The 20159-nt window shown below is 62.3% G+C and carries 14 protein-coding genes, 2 pseudogenes and 1 riboswitch; of the genes and pseudogenes, 5 read left to right on the plus strand and 11 right to left on the minus strand.

The window, feature by feature from the left end:
- Positions 1–417: 417 nt before the first annotated feature.
- From AC1DQ3_RS22625 to AC1DQ3_RS22635, 3 genes and pseudogenes are all read right to left on the minus strand, one after another.
- Positions 418–2207: pseudogene (locus AC1DQ3_RS22625) on the minus strand (PHA/PHB synthase family protein).
- Entirely contained in the window at positions 2204–2950 is a 747-nt protein-coding gene (phbB, locus tag AC1DQ3_RS22630) for an acetoacetyl-CoA reductase (protein ID WP_477122392.1), read from the minus strand. Before phbB ends, AC1DQ3_RS22625 begins: the two are co-directional and overlap by 4 nt.
- Entirely contained in the window at positions 2940–3437 is a 498-nt protein-coding gene (locus AC1DQ3_RS22635; protein ID WP_477122393.1) for a phasin family protein, read from the minus strand. The genes phbB and AC1DQ3_RS22635 overlap by 11 nt, the downstream gene beginning before the upstream one ends.
- 673 nt (positions 3438–4110) lie before the next feature.
- On the opposite strand from AC1DQ3_RS22635, the gene AC1DQ3_RS22640 reads away from it, so the two are divergent.
- A complete protein-coding gene (locus tag AC1DQ3_RS22640) occupies positions 4111–4314 on the plus strand; it encodes a hypothetical protein (protein WP_477122394.1) in 204 nt (67 codons plus the stop codon).
- Positions 4315–4573: 259 nt separating this feature from the next.
- Here the strand turns inward: AC1DQ3_RS22640 and AC1DQ3_RS22645 are convergent, their stop codons facing one another.
- Complete coding sequence (locus AC1DQ3_RS22645; RefSeq protein ID WP_477122395.1) at positions 4574–5896, minus strand: D-amino acid dehydrogenase; 1323 nt, start codon at positions 5894–5896, stop codon at positions 4574–4576.
- A gap of 48 nt (positions 5897–5944) precedes the next feature.
- A riboswitch (glycine riboswitch) is annotated at positions 5945–6071 on the minus strand.
- Between the two features lie 831 nt (positions 6072–6902).
- Here AC1DQ3_RS22645 and AC1DQ3_RS22650 point away from each other — a divergent pair.
- Positions 6903–8312, plus strand: a complete 1410-nt coding sequence (locus AC1DQ3_RS22650; RefSeq protein ID WP_477122396.1) for a GGDEF domain-containing protein — start codon at positions 6903–6905, stop codon at positions 8310–8312.
- Positions 8313–8878: 566 nt separating this feature from the next.
- Here the strand turns inward: AC1DQ3_RS22650 and AC1DQ3_RS22655 are convergent.
- The gene (locus AC1DQ3_RS22655) at positions 8879–9862 is read right to left on the minus strand and encodes a LysR family transcriptional regulator (protein WP_477122397.1); all 984 of its coding nucleotides are present in this window, start codon (positions 9860–9862) and stop codon (positions 8879–8881) included.
- 271 nt (positions 9863–10133) lie between these two features.
- Between AC1DQ3_RS22655 and AC1DQ3_RS22660 the strand changes: the two genes are divergently transcribed.
- Positions 10134–10472, plus strand: coding sequence for a hypothetical protein (locus AC1DQ3_RS22660; protein WP_477122465.1), 339 nt, complete (start codon positions 10134–10136; stop codon positions 10470–10472).
- 165 nt (positions 10473–10637) lie between these two features.
- Here AC1DQ3_RS22660 and AC1DQ3_RS22665 read toward each other — a convergent pair.
- A pseudogene (locus tag AC1DQ3_RS22665) lies at positions 10638–11297 on the minus strand (efflux RND transporter permease subunit); the annotation flags it as partial.
- Between the two features lie 17 nt (positions 11298–11314).
- On the opposite strand from AC1DQ3_RS22665, the gene AC1DQ3_RS22670 reads away from it, so the two are divergent.
- Positions 11315–12052 (plus strand): sensor histidine kinase, encoded by a 738-nt coding sequence (locus tag AC1DQ3_RS22670; protein WP_477122398.1) that lies wholly within the window; start codon positions 11315–11317, stop codon positions 12050–12052.
- 333 nt (positions 12053–12385) lie between these two features.
- Entirely contained in the window at positions 12386–12751 is a 366-nt protein-coding gene (locus tag AC1DQ3_RS22675) for a tetratricopeptide repeat protein (protein ID WP_477122399.1), read from the plus strand.
- A 215-nt stretch (positions 12752–12966) separates the two neighbouring features.
- On the opposite strand, the gene AC1DQ3_RS22680 is transcribed toward AC1DQ3_RS22675, so the two are convergent.
- The 5 genes from AC1DQ3_RS22680 to AC1DQ3_RS22700 form a co-directional block, all read right to left on the minus strand.
- Positions 12967–13635 carry a hypothetical protein gene (locus AC1DQ3_RS22680; RefSeq protein WP_477122400.1) on the minus strand — a complete coding sequence of 223 codons (669 nt, stop codon included), beginning with the start codon at positions 13633–13635 and terminating at the stop codon, positions 12967–12969.
- 86 nt (positions 13636–13721) lie between these two features.
- Entirely contained in the window at positions 13722–13943 is a 222-nt protein-coding gene (locus tag AC1DQ3_RS22685) for a GDCCVxC domain-containing (seleno)protein (protein ID WP_477122401.1), read from the minus strand.
- 178 nt (positions 13944–14121) lie between these two features.
- A complete protein-coding gene (locus AC1DQ3_RS22690; protein WP_477122466.1) occupies positions 14122–17289 on the minus strand; it encodes an efflux RND transporter permease subunit in 3168 nt (1055 codons plus the stop codon).
- Positions 17286–18812: an efflux RND transporter periplasmic adaptor subunit gene (locus tag AC1DQ3_RS22695; RefSeq protein WP_477122402.1), complete on the minus strand. Its 1527-nt coding sequence runs from the start codon at positions 18810–18812 to the stop codon at positions 17286–17288. The genes AC1DQ3_RS22690 and AC1DQ3_RS22695 overlap by 4 nt, the downstream gene beginning before the upstream one ends.
- A complete protein-coding gene (locus AC1DQ3_RS22700; protein ID WP_477122403.1) occupies positions 18809–20128 on the minus strand; it encodes a TolC family protein in 1320 nt (439 codons plus the stop codon). Before AC1DQ3_RS22700 ends, AC1DQ3_RS22695 begins: the two co-directional genes overlap by 4 nt.
- Between the last annotated feature and the right edge of the window lie 31 nt (positions 20129–20159).

Raw genomic sequence — 20159 nt, forward strand, 5'->3', positions numbered from 1 at the left:
CCGGCAAGGAACACTTGCGAGATGTGCGTCTCGATGAGGCTGACTTTGGCCACGGGATGTAGGTAGGCCGTGGGGCGCATCAACGCTTGCGTGAGTACAGCCGGTTCCATGCCGGGCTCTCCCAGGTGCCTGTCTCCCCGATCGGGCAGATCATATGCCCCCATGCTATGCGCGTGGCCGAAAGTTGGATTGACGCGGAGAGCGTGCCCAGAAGCATCTTGACGAAGCGGCACGGATACTGGGGCGGCGATATTTTCGCCTGCGCCAGTCCGATATCACCGCGGAGCTGGAATTGCTGATGTCGTCCCTGGACAATGCGGGTGGCAGCTGTGCGCCGGATTCGGGCCGGCAGCCCGTCGACGGCTAGCCACGCGCCACGACCACGCGGACAACCACCGGGCAGCGAAACGCGCGTTCCTATCGCTCCAGCACATAGCTCCCCGGCGCGTCGGTGAGCGCGCCGGGCGCAGCATCGCGTGCGGGAACACGGCCTGTGGAGTGCGATACCAGCCAGTCATGCCAGCAGGGCCACCAGGAGCCCTCGTGCCGCTCGGCGTGCGCGAGGTAGTGCTCGGGGTTGCTGTACGGGCCTCGGGCCGGGCGCGTTGCCACCCGGTAGCGCCGACCGGGGTGGGACGGCTCGGAGACGATACCGGCATTGTGGCCGCCGGAGGTCAGCAGGAACGTCAACGGGGCCGAGGTCAGCAAATGCAGCTTGTAGACCGAGCGCCAGGGCGAGACATGGTCGTACTCGGTGCCTACCGCGAAGACCGGCATGCCGAGGTCGGACAAGACGACGGAGCGGCCGGTCACGCAATAGCGGCCCGCCGCCAGGTCGTTGCCGAGGAACAGCTTGTGCAGGCACTCCGAATGCATGCGGAAGGGCAGGCGGGTGAGGTCCCGGTTCCATGACACCAGGTCGTTCGGGCGCAGCCGCTTGCCGAGCAGATACTCGCTCATCATGCGGGACCAGACCAGGTCGCGCGAGAGTGCAGCATCTGGAAGGCCGCAGCCATCTGCGGGCCATCCAGGTAGCCCTGCCGGCGCATCATGGCGTCCAGCGTCGACAAGGCGCTGCTGTCGATGAACAGGCCGAGCTCTCCCGGCTCGGAGAAGTCCGTCTCGCTGGCGAACAAGGTCAGGCTCTGCAGTGGCGCGCCGTCGTCGTCCCGGCTGAGCGCCGCCGCGCAGATCGACAGCAGCGTGCCGCCCAGGCAATAACCGGCGGCGTGGATGCGCGTATCGGGGCAGCGTTCCTGCACCGCCTGCAGGGCGGCTTGCACGCCTTGTCGCAGGTAATCGTCGAGCCCGAGGTTGCTGGCTTCCGCACCCGGGTTTTTCCACGAGATCATGAAGACCGTGTGGCCCTGTTCCACCAGGTAGCGCACCATCGAGTCGCGCGGCTGCAGGTCCAGGATGTAGTACTTCATGATCCAGGAGGGCACGATCAGGACCGGCTCCCGCCATACCTCGGCGCCGGCCGGCGAGTACTGGATCAACTCGATCAGCGCATTGCGGAACACCACCTTGCCCGGCGTGACGGCGACATCCCGTCCGACCTTGAAGTCGAGCGGCCGGCGCAGCTTGGGATCGCGCGTCAGGTCGGCCACCACGTCCTGCATATCGTGCTGCCAGTGCCGTGCCCCATGGAGGAGATTGGCGCCGCCGCTGGCGGCAGTGGCCCGCAGCACCACGGGATTGAGCCACCACGCATTGCCGGGCGAGAAGGTGTCGAGCACCTGCCGTGCGCAGAAAGAGGCCAGCCGCTCATGGTGCGGAGATACGCCGCGCAGGCCGTGCGTGAGCGACTCCCATAGCGCTTCGTTGTTGTGGAAGGCGTCGCGCCAGCAGCGGTAAGGCCACTGCAGCCACGCAGGGTCGGCGAAGCGCAGGTCGGAGGGCGGCGCCGGCACGCCAGACGTCGGATGGGCGGCCGCAAGGCCTGGCCACATGCCGGCGCTCGTGGCGATTGCGCCGCTCACCCACCGCCCCAGGGCGGCATTCACCTTGCCGGGAGAGATGGCCAGGTGCAGTGCCTAGTCCAGCCCGGCCAGCCAGAGCGAGGCGATCGACAAGCCCTGCGTCGCGACGGCCAGCGTGGAGCGGATCTGTTCGTCCAGTTGGTCCCCTTCGGCCCCGGCGGGACCGCAGCCACATTCCGCCTTGGGCGCGGCGGCGACTTCCTTGCCTGGTATCGGTGCGTTCATTGCATGTGCTGCCCGCCATTGATGGCAATATTTGCGCCGGTGACGAAGGCTGCGTCCTCGGAACACAGGAAGGTGATGAGCGCGGCAACCTCGTCCGGGCGTCCCAACCTGCCGACCGGAATCTGCGGCAGGATCTTGGTCTGGAGGATGTCGGCGGGGATGTCGGTGACCATGTGCGTGGCGAGGTAGCCGGGCGACACGGTGTTCACGGTGACGCCCTTGGTGGCCAGCTCCAGCGCCAGCGCCTTGCTGAAGCCATGGATGCCGGCCTTGGCGGCAGCGTAGTTGGCCTGCCCAAACGCACCCTTGGAGCCGTTGACCGAGGAAATGTTGATAATGCGCCCCCAGCCGCGGCTGACCATGCCTTCGCACAACGGCTTGGTCATGTTGAAGATGGAGTCCAGGTCCGTCCTGAGCACCGTGTCCCAGTCGGCCTTGGTCATCCGCCTGAACGTCACGTCGTGCGTGATGCCGGCATTGTTGACCAGGATATCGACCTGACCCAGCGCGGCCAGCACCTGCGCGGCGCATTGCTGGCACGCTTCGAAATCGGCCACGTCCACCGCGAACGCCTGGAATTCCCGTCCGTCGGCCCGCTGCCGATCAAGCCAGGCCGCTACATGGTCATTGCCGATCGAGTGGGTGACGGCCACTCGATGGCCGGCGCCGTGCAGGCGAATCGCAATGGCCTCGCCCAGGCCGCCCATGCCGCCGGTCACCAGCGCAGTCCGCTTAGCTGGCATGGATGGCCTTCCTGCGCGCAGTGGCTGCCGTGCTGTTGGCGGCACCGTTGCCTGCCGGCATTGATGCCGCGGCCTGGCTGAACTTCTCGAACATATCCTGCATTGGCGCTGTCAGCGACGCGGCATTGCCGGCCTGCTGCATGCTCGCGGCCTGGCAGCGCTGCCAGGATTCGCCGGTTTCGCGCATCTGCTCGACCATGGCGTTCTGGTTGTGGATGGCGAGGCTCATCCAGGCTTGCATCATCTCGGTGCAATGCTCGGCCGCGTTGCGCAGAAACGTGGCCGGCAGCGTGGCCAGCGCGGCGAAGTCGCCGGCGTTCGCGAGTTGCGCGCTGACTTCATGCGAGGTCTTGATGTCCTTGCGTATCGCATCGAGCTGGATTTCAAGAAAGCGCTGTCGGCTCTCCTGCACCAGGGTCAGTGCTCGCAGACCCGCCTCGCAGTTGGCGCTGAAGAATGCAAGTGGAACGTTGGTCTGGTCTGTCATGGTTTCTCTCCGTGATGGTGGGGCATACCGTATCCGCTGCTGCAAGGCCGGTAGGTGTGGCTTCACCGGTCGTCGCGCGATACGGCGGCTGCGCCAACCCAATATAGCCGGCTGGCTGGCGGTGGCTTTGATCTACGGCAACTCTGACGTGCAAATAACGTGGAGCGCACGCCGCGCCGCAAGAGAATCCCGGAAGCGGTCGCGGCTAAGTGATCCCGATTTCAATGGCTATGCCGCGGCCACCGTGACTCGCAATAGACCCCGTCGTCTTCCATCTCATGGACGGGCAGGCGGAACAGGTAATTGACCGTGGTACTTCCGGTCGTGAGCCGGCGCGCCTGGCTGTTGCCGCGAAATGAAAACGTTTTCATTCAAGGCGAAAAAAATCGGGTAGCAAGCCTTTTTGCTGCTGCGGCGAGGCTGAACCTTTACAGGGCGAATTCTGCGGATACTGCTGACAACAAGAGGCACTGGCCTTCATGCTCGCCAAGCCGTGCAAGGGGCCGCACTGCACACTGTCCGATGTCCACGACGCTACCGCCTGCGTGATTCCCGCGCTGGAGCTATCAGCAAGAAAGCCGCCTCCACGCATGCACGCGCAGGCGGCGCATAGCGGCGGCGCGCAATGCCGCCGCGAGCTTCAAGCTTTCATGCCAGGAAATCAGCGCTGGCCTTGCTGGCCACCCTTCCGGCCTTGCTGCCCTTGCCTGTCGTGCTGGCCGCCTTGCTGGCCGCCCCTCTGGTCCTGGCTGCCGGACTGTTGGCCTTGCTGGCCAGATTGCTGCTGTTGCCTGCCTTGATCCTGCTGGCCTTGTCCGGGTTGCTGTTGCTGTCCCATTGTGCTCTCCATGGCGCGGCGGAATGCCGCGTTCATTGAAGGGTGCAAGCGGCGTGCCACGCATCGGGCCCCATGGAACCTCTCGAGCACCCGGGATGGCGCGCCTTTCCATGGCGCGATGGACAGGGGGCTGCGCCATCCCTGGCTGTTCCTTCCCTCTCGCCACCGGCCGCTCGGGCGCCGCGATGTTCGCGCGCCCGCACATGCCTTGCGCGATGGATCGGCGGCAAGCCAGCGCTTTTTACAAACGCAGCGGTTTTTTTACAGGCGGCGTGAGCCGGCGAATCCGGGGAGTGCCCTAGCGGACCGCTGCGTTGGCCGGGCCGGGCGACGATGCGATCGCGCGTGGCCCTTTGTGCGCGGGCAGCTTCCCGCTGAAGGCGAAGTCCACCTCGGGCACATAGCCGCTGATGATGTCGGCGATGGCGCGGCCCGAGCCACAGCCGTGCGTCCATCCCAGCGTGCCGTGGCCGGTGTTGAGGTAGAGGCCCTCGATCCCGCTGGCACCGATATACGGCACGTTGCCCGGCGTGGCGGGGCGCAGCCCGGTCCAGAAGCGCGCCAGTTCGGGCCGGCTCATGCCCGGGAACACGTCCAGCGTGCGCTTGACGATGGCATCGCAGCGCACCGGGTTGAGGTCCATCGCATAGCCGTTAAGCTCGGCGGTGCCCGCCACGCGCAGGCGGTCGCCAAAGCGCGAGAACACGAGCTTGTACTCGTCGTCGGTCAGGCTCACGCTGGGCGCGCGCGCGGCGTCGAGCACCGGCAGCGTCACCGAGTAGCCCTTGGCCGGATAGATATCGAGCTTCACCCCCAGCGGGCGCGCCAGCATTGGGCTGAAGCTGCCCAGCGCCAGCACGTAGGCATCGGCGCTTTCGATCTGGTAGCCGCCGGTTTCATCGGCGATTTCCACGCCGCGCATGCGGCCTCCTTCGGCATGCAGGCGTTGCACCCGCACGCCATAGCGAAAGCGCACCCCGAGTGCCTCGCACTTGGCGGCCAGTTCGGTGGTGAAGCGGTGCACATCGCCGGACTCGTCCTCGCTGGTGTAGGTGGCGCCAGCCAGGCGCGGCGCGATATTGGCCAGCGCCGGTTCCAGCCGCACGACTTCGTCGGGGCCGATCACGCGCCGCTCGCAGCCCAGTTCGCGCATGATGCGCGCCGGCTCGATGGCGGCGTCGAACTCCTTCCGGCTGGTGTAGAAATGCAGGATGCCGCGCGTCAGGTGGTCGTATTCGATACCGGTCTCGGCGCGCAGCGCCTGCAGGCTGGCCCGGCTGTAAGTGCCCAGGTTGAGCAACTGGATCATATTGTGGGTGGAGCGCCTGGCCGTGCACTCGCGCAGGAACTTCAGGCCCCAGGACCACTGCGCCGGATCGGCGCGCAGGCGGAACAGCAGGGGGGCGTCCTCCCGGCCCAGCCAGCGCAGCATCTTGAGCGGCGCGGCCGGGTTGGCCCACGGCTCGGCATGGCTGACGGAGATCTGGCCGCCGTTGCCAAAACTGGTTTCCCGGGCTGCGCCCGCATTGCGCTCCAGCACCACCACCTCATGCCCGGCCCTGGCCAGGTACCACGCAGAAGCGACGCCGATCACGCCGGCTCCCATTACGATGACTTTCATTCTTCAGGCTCCGGATAGCAAAAAGGGGCAGACCGGCCATCCGGCCTGTCTGCCCCCACTGTCCTTTTGCCTGAGAGATTCGCCGCACCCACCACGGGTGCCGGCTTGCCCCTTCGGCGGCCGCATGCCGCGCCACATTAGGTGGTCCGGCCCGGCGCTCTCCAGTTGTATCGTTTTCCAGTCTTTTGCACCTGAGCGTTTCAGGGGTACGCCTTCGGTAGAGGGGGTAATCCGGTGGTAGCCAGACCGCCTCATTCTCCTGGAAGCCGCACCATAGCACGCGTGGCGGGGAGACTGCAAGGGCAGTACAGGTGCCCGGCAGGCGCGCCGCCAGCCCGCTGCGGGGCCGCACGCTGTAGCAGGGTTCTGTAGCAGTCTGGTCAGCCAATACTGTCCTGGACAAAACCCCGACGCCATTCGACGGCAGTCGGGGCTTCTTTCTTGTGCAGGATTCAAGTGCAGCCATCGCTTGCGGAGCCACCGTTACCGTTGGATGTGGCGACGCGCGACTGCAGGGGCGAGGGCCGACGCGGCGACGCACCTTGCCATAGAGTTCGATGGACTTTCAATCAGAACTGCAAACAAAGAAGCGGTGAGAGCCAATCGCTGGACTATCTTTGCGATTGGGGACCTCCCCGTCACTCCCGGCCGATGGGGTTCTTGCTCGCACCTGCATTGTGCCTGCCCCACCAGCATTGCCGGCCTGCATACTAGCGTCCCCGGTTGAGACAAAGCCGGATAAAAGGTAGCAAATTGCAGAGTTCGTGGATGCGGAGAAAAAGGAGACCAGGCTGGATGTGGAAGAGACACCGAGGGCCCGTGGGAGGAAGCGGTACCAGCGAGAGTGTGATTCCAGAGAAGTCCGCCAATGTATTGCAAGTATTGGGCGTGCTTCGGCTCCGGCTGGTGGATGTTCGACGGCGCACCGCGAAAGGTGGGGGGCGGCAAAACGGACAAGTAGGCTCAGAAGGCGAACACGGGCTTTGTTAAAACCGGGAGAAAGCACATGAGCGCAAGCACAATAATTGAAGAGCCAGCGCCAGCAATCCATCTCGTGACCAAAGCGTATTCACATTTCCTGGTTGTCGGTATTGCACTTCTCCCAGCTTACCTTATTGCATACCTATTCTTCTTTCAGGACGCCACCCTGAAATTCGAGAATCACCCGTTCCACGAAGTCGCAATCGTTGCGGCAACACTTGAGGGCCTCTTCATCACGTACGTGACGTGGCGTTGTTACCTGTCTTCAGGCGAACCGCTGCTACGCTGGCTGACGTTGGGTTTTCTCGGATTCGTGCTGATTTACTCGTTACACGGCGCGTTCACTGGGTTAGCTCACCACAATATCTGGCTGTTCCTGCTCTACGGGCCAGCTTCACGCCTCGTCATGTCCATACTGCTATTCGTCGGACTGCTCTCGTTCGAGCGAAAGCCGGACACAGTCGAAATGCGCACGAAGCCAGTCGGCTGGTGGGGCTGGATTGCCGCATTCATTCTCGTCGATTTAGTGGTTGCTGCTGTGGCCAATTCCACCATCGCAGGCCATGTCGCTGTGCGCCTGTCAATGGAAGGAGGAGCACTGTTGTTCTCCACGCTGAACGTAGCAGCGATGCTTGTTCGCCGCATTCGCTCACCTCTCATGCTGATTTTTGGCATCTCGGTGACTGCGTTCGCCCTTTCCTCGGTCGCATTTATTCTTGGTCGCCCATGGAATCATATGTGGTGGCTAGCCCACGCGATTTTCGCTGGTGGCTTCTTTCTGCTGAGCTATGGGGTCGTCAAGGCGTTTCACACAACGCATTCGTTTGCGACCATCTACAGTCAGGAGGAATTGATGGCTCGATTGACCGCTGCAATGGCGCGTGCGGAGAGTGCGCTTCAGGAACTCCAACGAACCAACCAAAAGTTGGAGCATCTTGCCGCGACCGACCCACTCACCGGAGCGGCAAACCGCCGCGCGTTCATCGAGCGTGTCGAAGCCGAAATTGCGCGTGCCAAGCGAGAGGGGGCACCGTTTTCTCTCCTCGCGCTCGACCTGGATAATTTCAAGCAGATAAACGACTACTATGGACATCAGGTCGGCGACAAAGTACTGCAGGGGTTCGTGCAGCAATGCCTCGATGCAATCCAGCCCTATGACGGCGTAGCCCGTGTGGGCGGAGAGGAATTCATGGTGTTGCTACCTCAAGCTGCCCTGGGGTTCGCTTATTCGATCGGTGAGCGCATTAGGTCAGCCATAGAATGCGCCGTGTTCGAAAGCGCGATTGGGCGCAAGGTCGGGGTCACGCTCACTGTCAGCATCGGTGTTTCCCAGTTCGGGCGCGACGGTAGCACAATCGACGCGATTCTGCGCGCCGCTGACGAGCGTCTCTATCGCGCGAAGGCTGGAGGCCGTAACCGCGTAGTCGCAATGTAACGCGGCTTTCAGGTCAGGGCTTGATAGGGCGAGCAGCGCCGGCCGCACTTGATGACAGATTTGTAATCCTGGCGTCAGGTTCCTGTTGGCCTGGTTCTCTAGACTTGCTTACGAGGCTGGATAAGCCGTCTGTTAAGCAAACAGGAGAATCAAAGTGAGAACCTTAAAGAGATTAGTACTCGCCGCCGCCACCTTCGCTGCGCTTGGTTCTGTCGCTGGTGTGGCAAGTGCAGATGTTACCTCGCCACGTGACCCGTTCACCGCCGGTGGACATTCGATGGGGACTCGCGACCCATTCACCGACGGCGGCCATTCCATGGGGGCTCGCGACCCTTACACGGATGGTGGCCGGAGCCGCGTAAGTCAAGCCGACGCACGTTTCCTCTCGGCGCGCGCTGGGAAGTTTGACCCGTTCACGGATGGTGCGCGCTCGACCGACAGCCCCCGCGACCCGTTCACCGACGGCGGCAACCATGCACCCGAAAATGCGGAACCACCCGTTTCATGAGCAGGGGAGTACGGAGCTTGGGACTCGGCGGGCCACCAAATCGAATTCGTTTTAAGGTTTAAGATTCCAAGCGGGCTATCCAGCCGGACTGACCCGTCACCGATGCATGCCGCTTTGAGCCCACCAACTCGGCGCCTGGCCAGGCCCCATCGCGCACTAGCCGTTTGACCAGGGTCACCAGTTCCGCCGAAACGAAGCTGGCGGCCGGGGATATTCGCCGCGTAGCCGCATGTGCCAGCACGATTCGCCGGGAGAGGTTGGGGGAGGTAATTGGCGCCGCCGCCAATTTGCCTTTTTCCAGTTCTTCGGATACCGCCGAGCTGGGTAGAACTGTGTACCCAAAGCCCTTTGCAACCAGAGATTTTTGGACAGCCAGGGAATTGGTCTCGACCGCGACAGTGAGTTTGATTCCTGCGACAGCGCACGCATGCTCGACCATTGTGCGAAGACCGTGTGGCGCGTTTGGTAGCACAAGCGGAAGGTGTCGAAGGCTCTCGATGGTGTGCGTATCGCTTTGCGGAAGAGTGCCAGGAAGGCCGACCAGATAAAGCTGTTCGTCGAGCAGCGCCTCTACCTGCAGGCCAGCCGAAGCTTTTATGTCGTACAGCAGTGCTATCTCAACGTCGCCTGCAGCGAGCCACTGGAGGAGGTTGCCTGCGTAGCCCACGTTGAGCCGGACGACCAGGTGGGGATGCCTGCATTTCACGGTGGCGACAAGCTCGGCCGCCAGCAACTCGCACGTACTCGGCAGCAAGCCGATGACGGCAGTGCCAGAAATGGTGCCTTTTGCTGGTTGAATCTCAGCCTTCGCCCGGTCAAGTTCGCGCAATGCGCGTCGGCCGTACTCAACCAGTGTGCGCCCTGCGTCTGTCAGGACCATCCCATGCCGCTCGCGCTCAAAAAGCTCTACACCGAATTCCTGCTCAAGCAGCCTTACATGCCGGGAAATGGCAGGTTGAACAATGCGAAGGAGTTCGGCGGCCTTGGTGCAACTCCCAGTCTCCGCGATGGCCAGCAGCGCACGCAGTTGCTTGATATCCATATGCCTCCTAAGGCACTTTCCGGCCATCCAGGTTATTGATTGGAGGAATCAATTTATTGTATTTCATAATGCTTCCCAGTCAATTCCATGATGGCGGATGTCATTCCCCACCGAGACTACCTCCCATGACCAATCCAAATTCTGAGCCCCTTGCCTGGCAAGAGGAGTTGCGGCGCAACATATACAGGCGGGGCCAATGTCAACGATTCTGCCGCAGAATCGTTTATGAAGGCGGGGCACTGTGCCTTATATTCTGAGGAGGGGTATCGTGATGAAAAGATTCTGTGCGCTCGCCGCTGCAGCGCTTTTTTCGGTAGGTTTTGCTTACGCGCAAACAGCTGCACCGGCGGCCGCCGCCAAGCCTGCAGCGCCCGCCGCTGCTGCAGCTCCGGCTGCTTCCTCGAATTGCGAAGCGAAGGCGGTTGACAAAAATGGCAAACCGCTAGCAGGAGCCGCCAAGGCCTCCTCTATCAAGAAGTGCGAAAGTGGCAACAATGGCAACGCGTCAGCCACCTGTGAAGCCAAGGCAGTTGGGAAGAACGGTAAGCCACTTGCCGGCGCTGCAAAGACGTCGTTTATGAAAAAATGCGAAGCTGACGCCGGAAAATAATCTCCCATCCGCGTAAAAAGGCCGGCAACACGCCGGCTTTTTTCTATTCTCCAACACCGTGCTCGATGGCGGTCATGCTAGCGAGTTAAATTGCGGGTACGCTGCCGACGGCCGGTTCAGTGTTCCTCCGGTCGTCTTCTCGTGGTCACAAGATTCGCCGCATGGCTAACGCTGGCCGAAGCGGAGCGCCAGGGTCGGCAACACCAGCAGGTTCAGCACGGTCGAGGTGAATAGGCCGCCAAGAATGACAATCGCCATCGGTCCCTCCACCTCGTTACCTGGCTCACCAGACTGAAGCGCCAGTGGCAACAGGCCCAGCCCGGTAACGAGCGCTGTCATCAGAATGGGCGCCAGCCGCTCAGTCGCTCCCAGGGTTGCCGTCTCCAGGTTCCAGGCGTGGCCTTCGACTTGGACCAAGTGCTGGTAGTGGGAGATGAGCATGATGGAGTTGCGCAACGTGATACCGAACAGGGTCACAAAGCCGACCATCGACCCTAGTGACAGCAGTCCGCCCGTGGCAAATACCGTAAGTGCGCCGCCCACCAGCGCGAACGGCAGATTTGCCATGACGAGGACCAGGCCGCGCCAGCTGCGCAGTGCCAGATAGACGAGCAGGCCGATGCCGGCGGCCGCGAAGGCGAAATAGACCAATAAGTCTCGCTGTGCTTGCGTCTGGGCCTGAGCCTCGCCCGACAGGGCGAAGTAATAGCCCTTCGGAAACTTCACGTCAGCGGCGATGCGACGTTGGGCCTGACTGACAAACTGACCGAGCGAAGGACCGTTGAGATGCGCGGTCACGGTCTGCAACCGCTGGCCGCCATCGTGCCAAGCGAGCCACCCGATTGGTTACGCCAGACCTGTCGCTGACCCTGCCGGGCGAACTATCCGATGGTCTGCGCTCGCCAGTGACTGCGATGACGTTGCAGCTCGAGACCGCGATGGCTGTGGAGGGCACCAGCGATGCGGTCCTGGCTCGTCTCGCGCCTCTGGGGAAGAGCATCTCACGCATGCGCTCCCTGGTGGAACAATTGTTGATGTTGGCCGAGCGAGAGGCAGGCCCGCCAACGCTCAGTCACGACATCGACGCGAAGGTTGTGGTCATCGACGTTCTTGGGGAGATATTTCCGTTCGCGGATTCCAAGGATATTGACCTTGGTCTGGATGTGGGTGAGCCCCTGACGATTCAAGGGAGTCAAGAGGACTTTCGCGCGCTGGTTCGCAATGCCATCGACAATGCCGTCCTGTACACCCCGCCTGGCGGCAAGGTTGATGTACGACTGTATCGAGAGGGCAACGCTGCCGTGTTTGAAGTGGAGGACTCCGGGCCGGGCATCCCCCACGAGGAGCTTCCCCGCGTGTTTGACGCGTTCTATCGGGTTGTCGGGTCGGGGCAGCCGGGGAGTGGGCTTGGGCTGGCCATTGTGCGGAGCGCTGCGGCGCGACTTGGAGGCAAGGTCAGTTTGCATACCATCACGACGAGGGACAAGACGGGGCTTCGTCTTGTCTACGTTCAAGAAGCAGTGGACGCATCGAGAGGCTCTCCGCCTGCACGTTCAAACTTACCGGACTGGGGAAAATGAAGGTCCTCTTTGCCGCGCTTTGAAACGAATTAGTACTGCGCTTGTCGCTACGCAAGGTACCGTGCCTCCAGGGCAGAAGTGACATGACACCCAAGGGCCCGCTTACGATTTCGTTCGCCCCGCGTCTGCGTCGCGTGAGGGTGCTCGTTCGACAGGCTCGTCGTCCGCTTCGCAGGAATCGACAAGCGCGAGTTATGCAAGCTCGAGTTGCCCTGAATTTTCTTCTCGGCGTGCAATGACCTCAACGGGGGGACGGACTCGTGGCACCAGCCCAAAGTGTAAGTCCGCTGTACACTTGAGCGTTGGGTTGACCGGCGTAGACGTAGGAGGGCCATGACCACGCCAAAGTTTTCGATAGGGCCACTGGAGCGAAGAATCGCAGCTGGCCAGGACTCCGCTGTGCTCAGAATCACGCTTGCAACGGCCTACCACCAACAAGGAGACTTGGCTGCTGCCGTTTCCCATCTGGTCAAAGCTACCGAGTTAGACCCGTACTACTCGAGCGCTTGGCGGGCGCTCGGTGTTCTGTACGTGGAGCTCGGCGAGGACGCGAGGGCGCGTCTCGCATTTCAGAAAGGTATCGAAGTCGCAAGAGACCACGGCGACAAACAAGTTGAGAAGGAAATGACCGTCCGTCTCCGACGTTTGGACCGGCAATCAGGCGCTGCTGGCGGTGAATCAGGAGAGGGCAAGACGTAGTCGTGCGCAGGGACAGTCTGCCGGGGCGCGGGGAAACTGGTTGGCGATACCTTCGATACCTTCGATACCAAGAGCCCTGCCACGTAAGGCAGATAGTCGATGGTCACCCGACAGTCACCACACGGTCGGCACACATGGTCTTGCTGGCATTGGCGCGTTCAGCGCAGAGCGCGGAACTGCTGAGCCATCCTGTCCAGCAGGCCTCCATGAAACGATTACGGCCGTGCTATCAGTTGATGATGCGCGTTGACACCAATCTCTCCCCGCACTTTCCCGTGCGTTTTGCTGTCCGAGTGGTAGACGACAAGTACGGCATTGTCGTGTGTGATGGTGCTTGGCGAAATGGTGGACACAACGGCCTTGCCTTCGGCATCAGCCACAAAGTTGTTATCCGTTCCGTTCCCATCGAGCGGCGTGAAGCCAACTGGCTTCTGGTCAAAGTGATTCTCGAACAGGCTGAAGTGCCCATGGGGCTTCAGGCCAGAAAGAATCACGGTGACCTTTTCCCGCCCATCAGGCTGCTGCGTCAGAATGACCTGCCCCTTGGCACCAAGCCAGGCGCCGAGTGACATCTCAAGCGGCTGGCCCGACGCGCTCATGACAGGCAAGGCCGGTGCGTCGGCAATCAACGCATTGCGCAAGCCAGCGCTGCGCTTGATGCCTTGGGGGCCGACGGCCGCTGGTGCGCCTTTGGCAGCGACGAACACTTGTGGATCTAGTGGCGGATTCTGGTGTGTCTCATTGGAAAAGAATGCCGCATGTGTTTCAAAGTCCAACACCCGGCTTTCGGTGGCCGCATGCGTTGCCATGGCCGTCAAGCTCCCCAGGCCAGCCAGGCAGATGGCTGTGGCGTACTTGAGTCTCAGCTTTTTAGGTATCTTCATGCTCTTTCCTTTGCGAGGATTGCCAAATTCCGTAGTTTTTTTGCACGCTAACCGAATCCAGGCGCTTGGCGAAGTCCAGGCACAGTTCATTCGCAGGAGCAGCATGAACCCGGCTCCTGTTGTATTGGTGGGCATTTGTTAGTGCCATACGAACAGAAAACGCAGCAGTCACCAGCCTTGGGCCTCAAGAGGGTGTTGCAATGTTCACACTCGTAGAACCACTGACAGGCATCAGCGGGCATCGTCTCTGCTTTCACGTGCCCGCACACGGGGCAGGTGATGGTTGACTGCAGTTCGATGGTGCTCATCGTTTCTCCTGCCTGACGGTCGACGGATAGCCGGCATTTGCCGTCGCTGCCGTCAGCGCTGCCGGGGAAGTCCTGATTGGGTCGAAGACCACCGCGGCGCGCTATTGCCGGTTCAGCCGGTTCAATATGATATTGCAGTCTACGCGCTAAGTGCTCGTCCGAGTGGAAGCGAGTTTCATCATGATTCCTCCTGAAGAGCGGGTTGAGGGGAACCGGCACGTGCGTCCGTACGGTGTCTGCGCATCAGCAAGTAGACTGCCGGCACGACAAACAAGGAGAGCAACGGTGCGGTCACCATGCCGCCTACCATCGGCGCGGCGATGCGCTGCATCACCTCTGAGCCGGTGCCGCTCGACCACATGATGGGAATGAGGCCGGCGAGAATCACAGCGACGGTCATTGCCTTCGGTCGCACGCGCAGCACGGCACCTTCCTGGATGGCCTCCAGCAGCGCGTCGGTGGTGATGCTCCCATTCTGCTCACGCTCTCCCCACGCCTGCTTCAGATACAGAAGCATGATGACGCCGAATTCGGCAGCTACCCCGGCCAGGGCGATGAAGCCAACCACGCCAGCGACGGAGAGGTTGTAGCCCAGGAGATAGAGCAGCCAGAATCCGCCAATGAGCGCCAGCGGCAGCGTGCCCATGATGAGAATGGCTTCATCGATACGGCCAAACACCAGGTAAAGCAGCACGAAGATGATAAGCAATGTGAACGGCACGACCACTTTCAGCTTCGCGGTCGCGCGTTCCAGATACTCAAACTGCCCGGACCAGCTAAGTGAGTAGCCCGCCGGCATCGGCACGGCCTTGATCACCGCAGCTTGCATATCCTGTACCGCCGAGCGCAGGTCCCGTCCCCGGATGTCCACATATATCCAGCCCGAGAGGCGGGCATTCTCGCTGCGTAACATGGGTGGGCCCTGGACCACCCGAATGGTGGCTACATCGGACAGAACAATCTGCTGACCTCTGTCTGTGACGATGGGAAGGCTGCGCAGTTGCTCCACCGAGTCGCGGTAGTCGCGCGGATAGCGAACATTGATGGGATAGCGTGCCAGGCCGTCTACGACTTCCCCCACGTTGTCGCCACCGATGGCGGACGAGACAATGCTCTGGACATCCTGGATGTTCAGTCCATATCGGCCAGCGGCCATGCGGTCAATGTTCACGTCAACATACCGTCCGCCGGATAGCCGTTCGGCCAGCGCAGACGTGACACCCGGGACCGTCTTGACGGCCTCCTCGATCCGCGTCGACAAGCGGTCGATTTCCTGTAGGTCGGTTCCTGCCACCTTGATGCCGACCGGGCTCTTGATGCCCGTCGCGAGCATGTCGATACGATTGCGGATAGGCGGCACCCAGATGTTGGACAGACCCGGCACTTTCACCACCCGGTCCAGTTCCTCCACCAGCTTGTCGCTCGTCATGCCGGGCCTCCACTGGTCGCGCGGCTTGAACTGAATCGTCGTCTCGAACATCTCCATGGGTGCCGGGTCGGTCGCGGTATCCGCTCGGCCCGCTTTGCCGAACACAGACGCTACCTCAGGAACTGTCTTGATGAGACGGTCGGTCTGCTGCAGGAGCTGGGCAGCCTTGCCGGCAGAGAGCCCCGGCAGGGCCGACGGCATGTAGAGCAGGTCCCCCTCGTCAAGCGGCGGCATGAACTCACCGCCAATTCGCATCGCCGGCCATGCCGTGGCAACAAGCAGTATGAAAGCAATGGCCACCGTCGTCTTGGGATAAGCGAGCACCTTCGCCAGGACGGGCTGATAGGCGCGAATCAACCAGCGGCTCAGGGGATTGGATTGCTCCGTGGGTATCTTGCCGCGAATCATGTAGCCCATCAGGACTGGGACCAGCGTGACTGAAAGTCCTGCCGCTGCCGCCATCGAGTAGGTCTTGGTGAAGGCGAGCGGGGAAAACAGCCTGCCTTCCTGTGCCTCCAGGGTGAACACGGGAATGAACGACAGCGTGATTATCAGCAGGGAGAAGAACAGCGCAGGCCCGACCTCGGCGGCTGACTCGCCAATGACGGTCCAGTGCTCATGGCCCTTGAGGTCTCTTCCGGGATTCTCTTCATGCCATCGCTCCAGATGCTTGTGCGCATTCTCGATCATGACCACGGCGGCATCAACCATGGCGCCGATGGCGATGGCAATCCCGCCAAGCGACATGATGTTGGCGTTGACGCCCTGGTATCGCATGACCAGGAATGCCGCAAGGACGCCGAGTGGCAGGGAGACGATGGCAACCAGGGCCGAGCGCAAGTGGAAGAGGAACACCAGGCAGACCAGCGCGACGACGATGAATTCCTCGATGAGCTTGTGCGTCAGGTTCTCCACCGCACGGTTGATGAGCGCCGACCGGTCGTAGGTCGTGACAATCTCGACACCGGCGGGCAGGCTCTTCTGCAACGTGGCCAGCCTGGCTTTCACCGCCTCGATGGTTTCCAGGGCGTTCTTGCCCGAGCGCATCACGATAACGCCACCGGCCACCTCGCCCTGGCCGTCCAGTTCGGCGATGCCACGCCGCATTTCGGGGCCGAGCTGCACGGAGGCGACGTCTCCCAGCCGCACCGGGATACCGGCTTCGCTTGTCACCAGGGGTATCTGCCGGAAATCGTCAAGCGTCTTCAGATAGCCGGAGGCGCGCACAATGTATTCCGCTTCGCCCAGTTCCAGCACCGAACCACCGGCTTCCTGGTTGGCTCCCTTGAGTGCCGCGAGGACCTTGGCTTGGGACAGGTTATAGGCGCGCAGCCGGTCCGGCATCAGTACGACCTGAAACTGCTTGACCATGCCGCCGATGGAGGCGACTTCGGCGACGTTAGGCAGGGATTTCAGCTCGAAGCGCAGGAACCAGTCCTGCAGCGCGCGCAGCTGACTCAGGTCATGCTTGCCGGTCTTGTCCACCAGTGCGTACTCGTAGACCCAGCCAACGCCGGTGGCATCCGGGCCCAGCGCCGGCCTGGCAGCAGCTGGCAGGCGGGCTTGCACCTGGTTGAGGTACTCCAGCACGCGCGACCGCGCCCAGTAGAGGTCGGTGCCATCCTCGAACAGCACGTAGACAAAGGAGTCACCGAAGAACGAGTAGCCCCGCACGGTCTTGGCCCCAGGCACCGACAACATGGTGGTGGTTAGCGGATAGGTGACCTGATTCTCGACAATCTGTGGTGCCTGGCCGGGAAATGGCGTACGGATGATGACCTGGACGTCCGACAGGTCGGGCAGCGCATCTAGCGGCGTGCTGCGCACGGCCCACAGTCCCCATGCGGTCAGCATGGCGGTCACCATCAGCACGAGAAAGCGCTGATGGATGGAGGCGCGGATGAGTCGAGCAATCATGGCTTGGTCTCCCCGGCGGTGGAGGCCGGCTGCACTGAGGAGAGCACCGGCTCGTCGTCGGCGTCCATGTGGAACTTGAAGCGAACTTGTTGTCCCTCCTTCAGGCCCTTGGGCAACCCGCTCGGCGGCGCCTTGAAATCCATCGTCATGGCACCCCAATGGATAGTCGGGATGGGCCCATGGGAGAGGGTCAGCGCTTCCGGGGACATGGCCTCAATGCGCCCGATGCCTTCGTGCTCCGGTCCCGCCATTGCCGGCGCAGCCGGTGTGGAAGCGCTCTCCATGCGCGTCGCGGTACCGCGCAGGCTCGCCTCCGAGTCAAGCAGGAACTGGCCCGAAGCCACAACCTTCTGGCCGACCTTCAGGCCCGCCGTGACCTCTGTCTGCCCGTCCGCCTCCGCGCCAGTCTTCACCTCGACCGGGCTGAACCCGCCGTTGGCAACCTCGACCATGGCAATCGTGCGGGTGCCGGTGCGGATAAGGGCTTCGGTCGGCACCAGAATCTTGTCGGCCCCGCCCTGCGCGCCAAAGCGGACACTGACGAACATGCCCGGTACCAGCAAGCGATTCTTGTTCCGCAGTTCGACGCGGACTCTCAGGGTGCGCGTGCTGGGGTTGACGTCCGGCAGGATGGCGTCGACCTTGCCAGTCAGCGTTTGCCCGGGGAGGCCCGCGGCTGTGGCCGTAACCAGTTGTCCGGGCCTGGCGGCTGAGGCCTGACTCTCCGGCACTTCAGCCAGTACCCAGACAGTCGAGAGGTCCGCCACGCGGAACAGCGTCATGCCTGGCGTTACCGTCATGCCCTCACGGGCGCCGACTTCGGTGATGACGCCATCGACGGAACCGGAGATGCTGAGCCGGGGCTGAAGCTTGCCGGTGGTTTCGACCAGCCGAATCTGGCTCTCGGTCATGCCGGCTTGCCGCATGCGTGCGATGGCCGCGCCACGCAGGTCGCCCGGCAGGCTTGCGTTCATCCGCGTGACGGCAAGATACTCTTCCTGGGCGGCCACCCATTCAGGCGAATAGATGACCACTAACGCCTGGCCGCGCTTGACCGGGTCCAGCGTGGTCTTGGCATAGGCATGTTCGACGAACCCGGTAGTGCGCGCCTGGATGACCTCGATGCCGCGTTCATTGATGGCGACGTTGCCGGGCACCTCCAGTACCGATTCCATCCGGCCCGACTTGACTTCTACCGTGCGGATGCCAAGGTTCTGGGTGATGCGGCTGTCAATGGTGACCGCGGCCGAGCTGCCGCCGGCGTCCGCGTAAACCGGCACCAACTGCATGTCCATGAAGGGCGACTTGCCGGGCTTGTCAAAGCGCTGTCCGGGCACCATGGGGTCGTGCCAATACAGAATCTTCTTGCCGGCTTTGGGGGCGATGTCGCCGGAACTGGCGGTGGCCACCGCCGGTGCATGCGCGGCGTTGCCGCCTTGCGCTACGCCAAGGCGATAGGCTCCATAGAGCGCGGCCCCCGCGATTACCAGGCCTGCCACGATGGAGATGACTGGCTTCTTCATTTGGATTCCTTAATGGCAGGCTCGGCAGGCTCGGCAGGCTCGGTTTGCGCGGTCGGCAGCGGGACAAGGAAGGACAATTCGGCCCACAGCTTTGCCGTTTTGGCTTCAAGTATCAGCCGTTCGAGCGCCGTGTCGATGGCTCGGTGGTTTGCCTCGGCAACAGCGAGCAGGGGCCCGGTATTGGCCCGGTATGCCGTCAGTGCGGCGTCTGCCCGCGCGTTTGCGAGCGGCAGAATTGTCGCGTCGTAGCGTTTGAGTCGGTCGATATTGCGCTCCAACTCTGCGAGCCTGGCCGCGACCATGGCCCTGGTATTGCGTGCGACGACCTCGGACTTGGCCCGCGCCTCCCGCGCCTGTGCCAGCTTGGCGGCAACTTCGCGGTCCTGCCGATTGCCCTGGTCCCAGGGCACGGGAAAGCTGACATTAAGAGAACCCATATTGGAAAAGCCGGAGCCGCGCTGGCTGTACATCAACTCGACGGTGACATCTGGCTTCCTGTTTTCAGTGGCTGCCCGAATGTCGGCTTCTGCCAAAGCGATTTCACGTTGCGAGGCAGCCATCTCCGGCACCGCATCCAGTTCAGCCTGGGCAAATTCCCGGGCCCGCTGTGGAACTGCCAAACCTGGCCGCGCCGAGAGTGAACGGTTTGCCGCTGGACCGACCCAGCGCTCAAGATCAACCTTGGCTGCGTCGACGGTCGCGCGGCTTTCGTCAAGCCGGTCATGCAACCTCTGGATTTCCATCTCCGCAGTGAGTACGTCTGCTCGCGTGCCACGTCCGCTCCGATAGGTGGCTGTCGCGGCTTGCAGTTCAAGTTCGAGGGGATGGCCATGGTGGCCAAGGAGTACTTCAGTCTGCTGGGCATACCAGAGGTCGAGCCAGGCAGTGGCGACATTGCGCTGAACATTGGCCAGGCCGACGGCTCTCTGCGCCTCGGCGGCGGCGGCTTCCGCCTCATAGCGCTCCGTGCGCGCCCGGCGTTTGTCTGAGCGTGTGAACTCCTGCACAACGCTGACAGAGCGTTGGGTCATGAAGTCCCGGCCAAGGGAGAACTGGTCAGGGCCGGTTACCGGGACGTTGTTGAGCCCGAGCTTGAGCACGGGGTCCGGCAGTTGGCCGGCCGCCACTGCCATTTGGATGGAAGCCTCGACAGCGCCGTGAGACGTCTCCGCGTTGCCAGCGCGGGTGGTGGCCAGCGCAACGGCTTCTTCGATGGAAAGAGGTGGTGCCGGCTGGGCATGCGCGATGAACGGCATGGCCAAGCCAAACACGGATGCGAAAAACCGCACCCGCAGCAGGTGACGAGGGAAAAGCATAAAGCCTCCAGGAGCAACGACAGCTGTCCCG

This window comes from Cupriavidus sp. 01T418, assembly GCF_056398885.1.

Bases quoted from the DNA above. Each gene is read 5' to 3' on its own strand.
- AC1DQ3_RS22685 (WP_477122401.1), bottom strand. From the start codon at position 13,943: ATGAGCACCATCGAACTGCAGTCAACCATCACCTGCCCCGTGTGCGGG.
- AC1DQ3_RS22690 (WP_477122466.1), bottom strand. From the start codon at position 17,289: ATGATTGCTCGACTCATCCGCGCCTCCATCCATCAGCGCTTTCTCGTG.
- AC1DQ3_RS22635 (WP_477122393.1), bottom strand. From the start codon at position 3,437: ATGACAGACCAGACCAACGTTCCACTTGCATTCTTCAGCGCCAACTGC.
- phbB (WP_477122392.1), bottom strand. From the start codon at position 2,950: ATGCCAGCTAAGCGGACTGCGCTGGTGACCGGCGGCATGGGCGGCCTG.
- AC1DQ3_RS22675 (WP_477122399.1), top strand. From the start codon at position 12,386: ATGACCACGCCAAAGTTTTCGATAGGGCCACTGGAGCGAAGAATCGCA.
- AC1DQ3_RS22655 (WP_477122397.1), bottom strand. From the start codon at position 9,862: ATGGATATCAAGCAACTGCGTGCGCTGCTGGCCATCGCGGAGACTGGG.
- AC1DQ3_RS22695 (WP_477122402.1), bottom strand. From the start codon at position 18,812: ATGAAGAAGCCAGTCATCTCCATCGTGGCAGGCCTGGTAATCGCGGGG.
- AC1DQ3_RS22680 (WP_477122400.1), bottom strand. From the start codon at position 13,635: ATGAAGATACCTAAAAAGCTGAGACTCAAGTACGCCACAGCCATCTGC.
- AC1DQ3_RS22660 (WP_477122465.1), top strand. From the start codon at position 10,134: ATGAAAAGATTCTGTGCGCTCGCCGCTGCAGCGCTTTTTTCGGTAGGT.
- AC1DQ3_RS22650 (WP_477122396.1), top strand. From the start codon at position 6,903: ATGAGCGCAAGCACAATAATTGAAGAGCCAGCGCCAGCAATCCATCTC.
- AC1DQ3_RS22645 (WP_477122395.1), bottom strand. From the start codon at position 5,896: ATGAAAGTCATCGTAATGGGAGCCGGCGTGATCGGCGTCGCTTCTGCG.
- AC1DQ3_RS22700 (WP_477122403.1), bottom strand. From the start codon at position 20,128: ATGCTTTTCCCTCGTCACCTGCTGCGGGTGCGGTTTTTCGCATCCGTG.